This is a genomic window from Spirillospora sp. NPDC047418 (assembly GCF_040643275.1).
Taxonomy (GTDB): domain Bacteria; phylum Actinomycetota; class Actinomycetes; order Streptosporangiales; family Streptosporangiaceae; genus Spirillospora.
Window position 1 is genome coordinate 66,375 of record NZ_JBEYTW010000023.1, and the last position, 12,162, is coordinate 78,536.

Annotated in this window: 10 protein-coding genes; 6 read left to right on the plus strand and 4 right to left on the minus strand. The window is 70.2% G+C overall.

Annotated features, from left to right (window positions below; all coding sequences use genetic code 11):
• The first annotated feature begins 82 nt into the window (after positions 1–82).
• Entirely contained in the window at positions 83–1,798 is a 1,716-nt protein-coding gene (locus ABZ806_RS17085; protein ID WP_500218252.1) for a BCCT family transporter, read from the plus strand.
• On the opposite strand, the gene ABZ806_RS17090 is transcribed toward ABZ806_RS17085, so the two are convergent.
• Together ABZ806_RS17090 and ABZ806_RS17095 are read right to left on the minus strand one after the other, a co-directional pair.
• The gene (locus tag ABZ806_RS17090; protein WP_500218253.1) at positions 1,795–2,559 is read right to left on the minus strand and encodes a hypothetical protein; all 765 of its coding nucleotides are present in this window, start codon (positions 2,557–2,559) and stop codon (positions 1,795–1,797) included. The genes ABZ806_RS17085 and ABZ806_RS17090 overlap by 4 nt on opposite strands.
• A gap of 50 nt (positions 2,560–2,609) precedes the next feature.
• Positions 2,610–3,404, minus strand: coding sequence for a GntR family transcriptional regulator (locus ABZ806_RS17095; protein WP_500218254.1), 795 nt, complete (start codon positions 3,402–3,404; stop codon positions 2,610–2,612).
• Positions 3,405–3,858: 454 nt separating this feature from the next.
• Between ABZ806_RS17095 and ABZ806_RS17100 the strand changes: the two genes are divergently transcribed.
• Positions 3,859–4,893, plus strand: coding sequence for a hypothetical protein (locus ABZ806_RS17100; protein ID WP_500218255.1), 1,035 nt, complete (start codon positions 3,859–3,861; stop codon positions 4,891–4,893).
• On the opposite strand, the gene ABZ806_RS17105 is transcribed toward ABZ806_RS17100, so the two are convergent.
• Positions 4,842–5,669 (minus strand): oxygenase MpaB family protein, encoded by an 828-nt coding sequence (locus tag ABZ806_RS17105; protein ID WP_500218256.1) that lies wholly within the window; start codon positions 5,667–5,669, stop codon positions 4,842–4,844. The genes ABZ806_RS17100 and ABZ806_RS17105 overlap by 52 nt on opposite strands.
• 115 nt (positions 5,670–5,784) lie before the next feature.
• Positions 5,785–6,516: an isocitrate lyase/PEP mutase family protein gene (locus ABZ806_RS17110; protein ID WP_500218257.1), complete on the minus strand. Its 732-nt coding sequence runs from the start codon at positions 6,514–6,516 to the stop codon at positions 5,785–5,787.
• A gap of 127 nt (positions 6,517–6,643) precedes the next feature.
• Between ABZ806_RS17110 and ABZ806_RS17115 the strand changes: the two genes are divergently transcribed.
• From ABZ806_RS17115 to ABZ806_RS17130, 4 genes are all read left to right on the plus strand, one after another.
• Entirely contained in the window at positions 6,644–7,672 is a 1,029-nt protein-coding gene (locus ABZ806_RS17115) for an alpha/beta hydrolase (RefSeq protein ID WP_500218258.1), read from the plus strand.
• Positions 7,673–7,912: 240 nt separating this feature from the next.
• Positions 7,913–10,012 (plus strand): M4 family metallopeptidase, encoded by a 2,100-nt coding sequence (locus ABZ806_RS17120; RefSeq protein ID WP_500218259.1) that lies wholly within the window; start codon positions 7,913–7,915, stop codon positions 10,010–10,012.
• 76 nt (positions 10,013–10,088) lie between these two features.
• Positions 10,089–11,621 (plus strand): M28 family metallopeptidase, encoded by a 1,533-nt coding sequence (locus ABZ806_RS17125; RefSeq protein ID WP_500218260.1) that lies wholly within the window; start codon positions 10,089–10,091, stop codon positions 11,619–11,621.
• Between the two features lie 301 nt (positions 11,622–11,922).
• Positions 11,923–12,159 carry a DUF2277 domain-containing protein gene (locus ABZ806_RS17130; protein ID WP_500218261.1) on the plus strand — a complete coding sequence of 79 codons (237 nt, stop codon included), beginning with the start codon at positions 11,923–11,925 and terminating at the stop codon, positions 12,157–12,159.
• Positions 12,160–12,162: the final 3 nt, after the last annotated feature.

Genomic DNA, 12,162 nt, shown 5'->3' on the forward strand with positions numbered 1-12,162 from the left:
CCACCGGCCCGGTCGCGCTGGTCGTGAACGAATTACTCTCCCGTGTCACTGAGAAGTGCTTATTCGGGCAAGAGTCCAGATCATGAACAGCCCCAAGCGAGAGGCGGACGGCGACGACGCCTATCCCGGTACCGGGCCGGCGTCCCTCGGCAAGCCCGCACGCGCGCGCACCGACTGGATCGTCTACGGCGTCACCGCCGTGGTGTCCATGGCGTTCGTCATCTGGGGCGGGGCGTCCACCGGCACGCTGAGCTCCGCCTCGGAGACGACGCTGAACTGGCTGCTGAGCAACGTCGGCTGGCTCTTCGTCCTCGCCGCCACCGGCTTCGTCGTCTTCTCCCTCTGGCTGGCGATCAGCCGGTACGGGCGGATCCCGCTCGGGCAGGAGGGCGACGAGCCCGAGTTCCGCACCGTCTCGTGGATCGCGATGATGTTCAGCGCAGGCATGGGCATCGGGCTCATGTTCTTCGGCGCCGCCGAACCCCTCACCCACTACGTCATGCCGCCCCCCGACACCGACGCGCCGCAGAGCGAGCAGGCGATCGAGACGGCCATGGCGACCACGATGTTCCACTGGACGCTGCACCCGTGGTCGATCTACGCCGTCCTCGGCCTCGCCATCGGGTACGGGCACTACCGGCGCGGCCGCAGCCAGCTGATCAGCTCGGCGTTCGCGCCGCTGCTCGGGCACCGCCGCGCGACCGGCCCGCTGAGCAAGCTGATCGACATCCTGGCGCTGTTCGCGACGCTGTTCGGGTCGGCCGCCTCGCTCGGCATCGGCGCCCTGCAGATCCAGACCGGCATGCGGGAGGCGGGCTGGATCGAGAGCCTCGGCACCACCGTGCTCGTGCTGACCATCGTGGTGCTGACGATCTGCTTCATCCTGTCGGCGGTCTCCGGCGTCGCGCGCGGCATCCAGTGGCTGTCCAACATCAACATGGTGATCGCCGCCGTCCTCGCCGTCTTCGTGTTCGTGGTCGGCCCGACCGTCTTCATCCTCGAACTGCTGCCCACCTCGATCGGCGTCTACCTGCAGGACTTCGGCGAGATGGCGTCCCGCTCCGGCGCGACCGGCGGCGCGGCGATGAAGAAGTTCCTCGCCAACTGGACGATCTTCTATTGGGCGTGGTGGATCTCCTGGGCGCCGTTCGTCGGCATGTTCCTCGCCCGGATCAGCCGCGGCCGCACCATCCGGCAGTTCGTGGCCGGCGTGATCATCGTGCCGAGCACGGTCAGCCTGGTCTGGTTCGCGATCTTCGGCGGGACGGCGATCAGCCAGCAGCGCAAGGGCCTGAACCCGTACGGGAACGGCTCGGAGGAGCAGATCACCTTCAACATGCTCAACCACCTCCCGCTGGCGTCCATCAGCGCGGTGGTCGTGATGGTCCTGGTCGCGATCTTCTTCGTCTCCGGCGCGGACGCGGCGTCGATCGTCATGGGCACGCTCTCCCAGCGCGGTTCGAGCACCCCCGCCCGCTGGGTGGTGATCTTCTGGGGCGCGCTGACCGGCGCCGTCGCCGCGATCATGCTGGTGATCGGCGGCGACGAGGCCCTGAACGGCATCCAGAACATCACGTTCATCGGCGCGCTGCCGTTCACGATCGTCCTGATCCTGCTGTGCTTCGCCCTCTACAAGGACCTCCGCAACGACCCCATGATGCGCCGCGAGACCAAGGGCGCCGAGGTCCTGGAAGACGCCGTCGTCACCGGCGTCCGCCGCCACCAGGGCGACTTCGAACTACAGATCAAACCCACCGCCCCCACCCCCGAACCACCCCCCGACCACAAGCCGTACTAGCCCGCGGGCCGGTGCCGGGCGAGCTGATCCAGCTGCCGTATCAGCACGCTCAGCAGACCGATCAGCTGCTCGTGCGACACCCCCGGCTCGAGAGCGTGCGGCACCCGCACCGGATGGACGGGCGGCAACCACACCCAGCCCCGGTCATGGGTCTCCTTGACCCGCACCGGCACGCACGTGAACGCGGACGCCTCGATGAGCCCGACGCTGTAGGCGACCACCTCCTCGAACAGGTGGTGCGACACGATGAGCGCGAAATCGCCCGACGCCTCGGCCAGCCGGTACTTCAGCGGCGCGGCGTCGAGCAGGCGGAAGAGGTGGTTGAGCGCCACCCCGGTCGCACCGTGCTCGTCCAACTGCAGGTACCCGGCGTGGACGGCCATCCGCAGCTGGATCTGCGCCTCCCGGTTGGCCAGCTTGTTGTGCCGCCGGACGCCGCCGAGCAACTGCACCACCAGCGGCTCCAGCAGGACGTCGATACCGGCCTCGGGACCGGCGATGACGAAGAGCCCGTCCCCTCTGTCCTCGGCGTGGCAGCCGTCCCAGCCCAGCCCGGCCGCCCGGCACGCCTCCCGCACGATCCCGTGGACCGACGACCGCAGGAACCGCTGGACGGCCGGATCTCGGCGCGCGCTGAACGAAGCGATGTCGACGGCGAACATCCCCCGATGCAGCGTCCGCGCGCAGGACGCCCGCTCGGGCCGTGTCCGCGGCTCCACCGCGCGGACGGGTGAGGCTTCCGGAGTAGGAATCTTCAGCACCTGCCTCGTTCCGGGGCGGTCGGCGCCGCCCCAGGTGGACGCGTGAAGGGCTATCCCACGATGGAGATCTGCCCCGTGGCCATGGGCCGCTCGGGGACGTCTCCGATGTCGTAGGACGGCCTGTTGCGATCCGCCGCGTACGTGGTGACGGTCAGGCGGATCGGCATGGAAGCGCTGGTGTAGGCGATGCGGTGCACCACGACGACGGGGATACCGGGCCCGATCTTGAAGAACCTCCTCTCCTCCGGGGTGGGCATCCGCGCGACGATCTCGTCCCGGTACCCGGACTGCTCGTAGCCCAGCTCGGCGAGCGTCCGGATCACGCCCCGCGAGATCTTCTCCTTGCCCTCGATCTCGGTCCCTCGCACGAGGTCCATCGAGTAGTAGGACTTCTGCAGCGAGTACGGCGTGTCGTCGATGAACCGCTTCGAGCCGCGCACCACGACCTGGGCGTCCTCGTCGATCTCCAGCCACCCGGCGACCTCCCGGTCCGGGTACTCGATCCGCGTCTCGAAGTCGCGGATGCCCGGCCGGCGTCCCGCCGCCCGGACGCCGGAACTGTAGGAGTCCAGCGACGAGCCGGTCCCGTCCCCGCCCTCCTCCCGCGAGAGGATCACGAAGAACGGGAGCGGCCCCTTCGGGACGAACATCCCGCGCCCCGCCTGGATCTGGACCAGCCCCTCGTGCACGAGATTGGTGACGGCAATCCGAATGGTATTTCGGGACGCCCCGAAAATACGCTCCAGTTCAGGTTCGGTGGGCAGCCGATCCCCCGGCGCGAACTCCCCGGACCTGATCTTCTCCCGAATCTCGTCGGCGATCTCCCGGTGCAGCGCATTGGCCATCGGAAACCCTTCCAGCCGCTTAACGCCATTGTCGGCGCAGCCGCGCGAAAGAACGCTCCCCGCACGGACATAGGTACCTCACCCACCAGTCGACCCGGGACACCCCTCGGCGTCGAAACCCCCGTGCAAGAAGTGGCCGCAATGACGTGTGGGACGTCTGCCCGATTGGAACAGTCCAACAAACCACACATTCTGCTCGTTATCACCATAAAGGGGGGTATGTGCCATGCGTGAAAGGGGGGACCGGGAGACACGGACAGCAGTGGAATGGAAGGCTCGGGGCCATGAACCCCCCACCCTCGTCCACAGTGCTCCCGAATAGGGCAACGGCCCCGCCTGGATCTCGCAAGTCGGTCTGGAGAATCGCTGATCCGGGTTCCACTGGGTACGGACCGGCGGGCGGGTTCCGCGCGGTCCTCGAGGGGGGACGATGACCTTTGCCAACCAGGCTGGCATGCAGCATACGGCGATTGACGAAATCGGCGACAGGACCCTTATCGCGAAAGGCCGCGAGTTCGCCTATTTCGCTTCCGGTTCGCTGGACGAGCCTGATCGGCGGCTGCGGGAGGCGGTCGTCGTCGTGCACGGCGCGCTGCGGAACGCCCGCGACTACTACCGGGCCATCGAGGGCGCCCCGCACCGGATGGTCATCGCGCCGCAGTTCCTCACCGAGGACGACGTCCACGGTGACGACCGGCGAGCCGACTACCTGCACTGGGCCACCGAGGACTGGAAGGGCGGCCTGGGCGAGGTCAGCTCCTTCACGGTCATGGACGAGATACTGCGCAGGCTGGAGGCGTTCACCGGGCTGCTGCGGGTGACCATCGTCGGCAACTCCGCGGGCGGCCAGTTCGTCAACCGCTACGCGGCCGTCGGACGCGGCCCCGACGACCTCGCGGTGCCCGTCCGGTTCGTAGTCGCCAATCCGTCGACCTACCTGTACTTCGACGCGGACCGGCGAAAGGGGGACACCTTCCTCCCGCACGAGGATCCCGAGGTCGATCGATGGCGATACGGCTTCGGCGCCGGTGTTCCGGACTACGTCGGCGGTGCGACATCGGGCGACGACCACTTCGAGCGCTACATCGGCCGGGACGTCGTCTACCTGCTCGGCGCGGAGGACGCGGACCGCGGCGCGGCGCTCCTGGAGATCCACCCGGCCGCCGAGGCGCAGGGCGGCACCCGTGTCGAGCGCGGCGAGATCTACCACAGCTACCTGCGCCACAAGGCGGGGCGGAAGGTTCACGAGCTGGTGCACGTGCCCGGCGTCGGCCACGACGCCGGGCAGATGTTCACCTCGCCCCAAGGCAGCGAGCACATCTTCGAGCATGACGCCGGGCGGATGTTCGCCTCGCCCGAGGGGCGCGCGCACATCTTCGGCCGGCGCGGCTGGCTCCGGCGGCGCCGAAGCGCGCTCCGGCGGGCTCGGGGGACCGGTCAGACGACGGGGCGGCCGGTCTTGATGCGGCGGCGGAAGTCGTGGAGGTAGGCGTTGAAGGGGAATTCGCGGGCCGGGCGCGGCATGGCGCGGTTGGCGAGGCGCATGGTGCGGGCGAAGCGGTCGAAGCGGCGCTGGTGCCGGGGCGTCCAGGTGTAGCCGAGCTCGTCACGGAAGGGCTGCGGCAGGAAGCCGAGAGTCAGGAACGTGTGGTAGCGGCCGAGGGCGAGGCGGACGGGGGCGTGCAGGAAGCGCAGCTCGACGAGGTCGCGCAGGTAGGTGCGGGTGACGTCGTCCATCTGGATCTTGCGGACGCCGTCCTGCCAGTACTCCTCGAAGGCGTCGCGGTCGGCGGGCCACAGCTCGGGCTTCACCTGCAGGGTCGTGCCGAAGCGGGCGCCGTAGCGGTACAGCTGCCCGGCCTCCTCGGGGGACGGCTTCCCGTACAGCATCTCGTAGATCATTTCGAGGCCGACGTACAGGCAGGCGGCGACCCAGAGCTGCAGGTCGGGGTCGAAGGCGTTGTAGGCGACGGGCTCCTTGCCGCGGACCTGCCGGTGGACGCGGTTGACCTCCTGCCGCATCGCCTTGCGCTCGTCCTCGGTGCCGAGCATCGCGACGGCGATGTAGGTGAGCGTGGTGCGGCCGCGCTTGACCGGATGCTTGTCGACGCGGCCGCTCTCGACCTTGCTCTCGGCGACGCCGTGCCCGATGGGCAGGCGGGCGAGCTGCATGACGACGTTCGCCGCGGCTCCCGCGAGCGCCAGCCCGCTGATGGAGTCGAGGACGACCTTCGGGGTCCCGGTGTCCTCCGCGATCGCTGTCATACCGGCCTCACTCTCTGAGACATAGAGGCGATTTTCGTCTCACTGTGCCAGTGTAAGTGAGTACTTGCAAGGGCGCCCGGGAGTGGGCGCCCTCACACGTGGCGTCCGGCGCCCGTCAGGCGTACGGGTCCTCCCTGGCGTGGACGCGGGTCGCGAACTCCTTCAGGGTGTCGAGCGTCCGCAGGTAGGCCATCGGCCCGTAGGACACGCGGGCCACCCCGGCGGCGGCCAGGTCGCCGAGGGTCGTCCCGGGGACGTTGTTCGCGTTGATCGGCCCCGGCAGCCCCTTGACCAGGGCGGGGATCGCGTCCATCGGCGCCATGATCGGGTACACGCAGTCGGCTCCGGCTTGGAGGTACAGCCGGCCCCGCTCGATCGCGGCGTCCACCGGGTCGGGCACCCCGTTGATGAACGTGTCGGCCCGCGCGTTGATCACCAGCGCGTCGCCCGCGGCCTCCCGGACGGCGGCGAGGTACTCGGCCTGCGCCTCCGGCTTCGCCAGCTCTCCCGCGTAGGTGTCCTCCAGGTTGCAGCCGGCGGCGCCGATCGCCAGCAGCCGCTCGACCAGCTCGGCGGGCGGCAACCCGTACCCGGCCTCGGCGTCCACCGTCACGGGGACCGTCGCCGCGCGGATCACGCGTCCGGCGGCGGCGAGCATCTCCTCCACCGGCGCGCCCTCGTGGTCGGGGTAGCCGAGCATGGCGGACACGGCGGCGCTGGCGGTGGCGAGCGCCGGGAACCCCGCCTCCTGGACGATGGTGGCGCTGCCCGCGTCCCAGACGTTCGGCAGTAGCAGCGGATCACCCTGACGGTGCAGCTCACGGAGCCGTTTCGCGTTTTCAGACATGTCTGTCTCCTTCCCCATCACACGGTTGACGAGTCGGCCGGACGCATTGTGACACCGGAGTCCGACGGGCCCGCCTCGACCTGGGTTAGCGTCGAGGTGATCACCATCCGCGTTGAGGGAGTTGCCCATGCTGCCCTGGTCCGCAGAGTTCGCCGGACGCCTCGAAGAGCACGTCGTCAGCAGCGAGCTGCTGCGCGGCAACCCGCTGAAGGACCCGCACGAGCGGCCCGTCCTCGTGTACGTCCCGCCGGGCTACGACGACGAGCCGGAGCGCCGCTACCCCAGCGTGTACGTGATCACCGGGTTCACCGGGCACGTCGGGATCTGGCGCAACCGGATGCCCTACCGGCAGCCGTTCCCCGAGACGGCGGACGCGGTGTTCGCCTCCGGCGAGGCCCCGCCCGCGATCGTCGTGTTCGTGGACGCCTGGACCGCGCACGGCGGCAGCCAGTTCGTCGACTCGCCCGGCACCGGCCGCTACCACTCCTACATCTGCGACGAGATCGTCCCCTGGGTCGATGCCCACTACCGCACGCTGGACGCGCCCGCGCACCGGGCGATCAGCGGCAAGTCCAGCGGCGGCTACGGCGCGATGATCACGCCGATGCTGCGCCCCGACCTGTTCGGCGCCCTCGCGACGCACGCGGGCGACGCGCTGTTCGAGTACTGCTACCTGCCCGAGTTCCCGAAGTGCGTCCGGCACCTGCGCAAGTACGACGGCGACATCTGGCGCTGGTGGAACGACTTCAATTCACGGACCTCGTTCACCGAGCCCGAGGACATGGAACTGCTCAACGTCCTCGGCATGGCGGTCTGCTACTCCGCGCGCGAGGACGGCACGCCGGAGCTGCCGTTCGACCCGGTCACCGGCGTCCTCCGGCCGGACGTGTGGGAGCGCTGGCTGGCGTTCGACCCGGTCCGGATGGTGCCGGGGCACGCGGCGGCGATGCGGTCGCAGCGGGCGATCTGGATCGACGGCGGGACGCGCGACGAATGGTTCCTCGACATCGGCGCGCAGGCGTTCCACCGGGCGCTGCTGGACGCCGGCGTCCAGGAGGACGTGATCCGGTTCGAGCTCTTCGACGCGGGCCACGGCGGCATCGACTACCGGTACCCGCTGGCGCTCGCCTGGCTCTGCCGCCGCATCGCGCCCTAGCCGCACGCGTCCGGCCTCGGGCTTTCATCGGTTTCAGTCGCGGCCGCGGCGAAATTGAAAATCCAGTAGCAAATGGAGTTATTGACACTTTTCACAATTCAAGATGCACTTCGGGACAGCTCATCCGGATGAGTCCCCCATCCCTGTCCCCGCCGGGCGAGCGGCGGCCCGCGGAGTGCTCCCACAAAGACCTCCACGTGTCCTCCCCCGCACCGTCCGGCACGTGGAAGGAGCACCCCCGTGCGACACCAGACCGCGATCGGGACGACGGTACTGTCCGTCGGCCTCGCCGTGGCGATGTCCTCCCCCGCCACAGGTGCGACCCCCCGCACCGCCCCCGCCAAGCCCGACCCCCGCACCGTCGCCGCCGCCTCGGCCGACCGCCTGGTCGCGGCGCAGCCCGCCGAGTTCCAAAAGGCCCCGAAGGACCGGATCGTCCGGCGCGGCGTCACCTCGGGACTCCGCGGCCTCCAGCACGTCCAGTACGAGCGCACCTACGACGGGCTGCCCGTCTACGGCGGCGACTTCGTCGTCACCACGAACGCGAACGGCGGCGTCCTCAGCACGTCCGTCGGCCAGACCGAGAAGCTCGACGTGTCGACCAAGGCGACGGTCGCCGCGGCGGCGGCCGCGAAGACGTCCCGCGCCAAGGTCTCCACGGTCGAGAGCGCGTCCGCGCCACGCCTGACGGTGCTGGCCGAGGGCGCGGGACGGCTCGTCTACGAGACCGTCGTCAGCGGTACGCAGAAGGGCGCCCCGACCAAACTGCACGTCCTCGTCGACGCGAAGACCGGCAAGGTCGTCAAGACGTGGGACGAGGTCAGGGACGCCGCGGACGACCGCAGCTACTACCACGGCACCGTCGACCTCAGCACCGCCGCGACGTCCATGACGGACCCGCAGCGCTCCGGCGTCCGGTGCGGCGGCCAGAACGGCTCCACCTACACCGGCAGCGACAGTGCGTGGGGCAACGCCAGCGGCACCAACCTGGAGACCGCCTGCGTCGACGCCATGTACGCCGTCCAGAAGGAATGGGACATGCTGCGCGACTGGCTCGGTCGCAACGGCATCAACGGCAACGGCGGCGGCTTCCCGCTCCGTGTCGGCCTGAACCAGGCCAACGCCTACTGGAACGGCAGCTACACCAACTTCGGCCACAACCAGGCGGGCACGAAGCAGGCCACGTCGGTGGACGTCGTCGGGCACGAGAACGGCCACGCCGTCTTCACCACGACGCCCGGCGGTGACAGCGGCGGCAACGGCAACGAGAAGGGCGGCATGAACGAGTCGGCCGGCGACATCTTCGGCGCGCTGACCGAGCACTACATGAACGAGCCGGCGAGCCTCGACCCGCCCGACTACCTGGTCGGCGAGGAGGTCGACCTGGTCGGCTCCGGCCCGATCCGCAACATGTACAACCCGCAGGCGCTCGGCGACCCGAACTGCTACTCGTCGTCGATCCCGCGCACCGAGGTGCACTCGGCGGCCGGCCCGCAGAACCACTGGTTCTACCTGCTCGCCGAGGGCTCGAACCCGTCCAACGGGAACCCGGCCAGCCCCACCTGCAACGGCTCGACCGTGACCGGCATCGGCGTCCAGAAGGCCGGCCAGATCTTCATGGGCGGGCTGAACCGCAAGGTCACGAGCTGGAGCCACGCCCGCGCCCGCGTCGAGACGATCAACGCGGCGGTACAGCTGTTCCCCGGCTCGGCGACCGAGTGCACCGCGGTCAAGGCGGCGTGGAGCGCGATCGACGTCCCGGCGCAGAGCGGTGAGGCGTCCTGCGGAACCGGTACGCCGGGGACGACGGTCTTCTCCGACGACTTCGAGAGCGACAAGGGCTGGACGACCGACCCGGGCGGCTCCGACACCGCCACCGCGGGCGCCTGGGAGCGCGGCACCCCGCAGCCGACGAACTGGTCCGGCACGAGCCTGCAACTCGCCGCCGCCGGGGGCAGCGCCGCCCTGGTGACCGGCGCCGCCGCCGGGACCGACGCCGGGACCTACGACCTGGACGGCGGCACCACGACCGCCCAGTCCCCGGCGATCACCCTGCCCAGCGGCACGCTGTCGCTGAGCTTCGACTACTACCTCGCCCATCTGAACAACAGCTCGACGGACGACTACCTGCGCGTCCGCGTCGTCGGCTCGACGGGCTCGGCCGCCGTGCTGAGCCAGAGCGGCGCCATGGCGAACCAGGCCGGGACGTGGCAGGCGGCGACCTACGACCTGTCCGCCTACGCCGGCCAGTCCGTCCGGATCGTGGTCGAGGCCGCCGACGGCGGCACCGGCAGCCTCGTCGAGGCCGGACTCGACAACGTGAAGATCACCCAGTCCTGACCGCCCCCCGCACGCGGCCCGTGACGGGGCCCGCTCCCCCGTCACGGGCCGCTCCTTCCCCCACCCTGGAGGATCGATGAGATCGCGCACCATGGCGGTGCTCGGGGCGGCGGCCCTGACGGCGTCCGCCTTCCTGCCCCTGTCCCTGCCCGCGTCGGCGGCTCCCGCCGCGCCGGCCGCGCTCGCCGCCCCCGACATCTCGCTCACCAACGTCAAGGCGCACCTGGCGCAGTTGCAGACCATCGCGAACGGCAACGGCGGCAACCGCGCGCACGGACGCCCCGGCTACCGCGCCTCGCTCGACTACGTGCAGGGCAAGCTGGACGCCGCCGGCTACCAGACGAGCGTCCAGTCGTTCTCGCGCAACGGCGCGACGGGCTACAACCTGATCGCCGACTGGCCCGGCGGTGACACCGGCGACACCCTGATGACGGGCGCGCACCTCGATAGCGTCACCGCCGGCCCCGGCATCAACGACAACGGCTCCGGGACGTCCGCGATCCTGGAGACCGCGCTCGCCGTCGCCCGCGCGGACTACCAGCCCGGCCGGCACCTCCGGTTCGCCTGGTGGGGCGCCGAGGAGCTCGGCCTCGTCGGGTCGACCTACTACGTGAACAACCTGCCGTCGTCCGAACGGTCGAAGATCACCGGATATCTGAACTTCGACATGGTCGGCTCCCCCAACCCGGGCTACTTCGCCTACGACGGGGACGGATCGTCCGGCAGCGGCGGACCGGCCGGGTCCGCCGAGATCGAGCAGGTGCTCCGGTCGTACTTCACGTCGATCAACGTGCCCGTCCAGGACACGGCGTTCGACGGACGCTCCGACTACGGCCCGTTCATCCGCGTCGGCATTCCCGCCGGCGGGCTGTTCACCGGCGCCGAGGGGCGCAAGACGTCCCAGCAGGCGCAGCTGTGGGGCGGCCAGGCGGGCGTCGCGTTCGACCGCTGCTACCACTCGTCCTGCGACACCACGTCCAACATCGACGACACCGCGCTGGACCGCAACGCCGACGCCATCGCGCACGCCGTCTGGACGCTCGCCGGCGACGGCGGGACGCAGGAGCCGCCCGGCGACACCGTCTACTCCGACGACTTCGAGTCCGGCACCGGCTGGACGGCGAACCCGAACGGCACCGACACCGCCACCGCGGGCGCCTGGGAGCGCGGCACCCCGCAGCCGACGAACTGGTCCGGCACCGGCCTGCAGCTCGCCGCCGCCGGGGGCAGCGCCGCCCTGGTGACCGGCGCCGCGGCCGGAACCGACGCCGGAACCTACGACCTGGACGGCGGCACCAGCAGCATCCAGTCGCCGGCGATCGCGCTCCCGGCCGGGTCGAAGACCCTGTCGTTCTCCTGGTTCTTCGCCCACCTGAACAACAGCTCGTCCGACGACTACCTGCGGGTGCGGATCGTGGGGCCGAACGGGTCCGCGACCGTCCTGAACCAGGCGGGCGCGGCGGCGAACCGGGCCGGGTCGTGGCAGCCGCAGACCGCGGACGTCTCCGGGTTCGCCGGTCAGACGGTCCGGGTCCTGGTGGAGGCCGCCGACGCGGGCTCCGGCAGCCTCGTCGAAGCGGGTCTGGACGACCTCAAGGTCACGACATAACCGCAGGCCGGAGGCCGGTTTCAGTGTTTCCCACGACCCCGTTCACACAATTGAAAATCCAGTGGCGGATGGATTCGTTGACACCCCACCGGCCGCCGCGATGCACTGCTGGACAGCCCGTCCCCCATCCCCAGGGCTGAACACCGGCGGACGTACGGAACGAATCTCGGCCCGGACCGTGCGACCGCCGGCGGGGTTCCCCGCCCCCCGCCGGACCCCCGGGCGTTCCTGCTGAAAGTTCCCAGGCAGGAACGCCCGGGGGCCCATCATTGTCCGAGGCTTGAGCAGCACTGTCCGAGGCTTGAGTAAGACTGGGGGCATGTGCCGCAGCATCAAGACGCTCCGCCCGCCGTACGCCGAGGACATCACCGACGAGGACGTCCGGGCGGCGGCGCTCCAGTACGTCCGCAAGATCTCCGGGTTCCGGGCACCCGCCGCCCATAACGCGGAGGCGTTCGACCGGGCCGTCGCGGAGATCGCGCAGAGCACGGCGGCCCTCCTCGAAACGCTGGAGGTCCGAGGAGGGCGCGCTCGCTAGCCC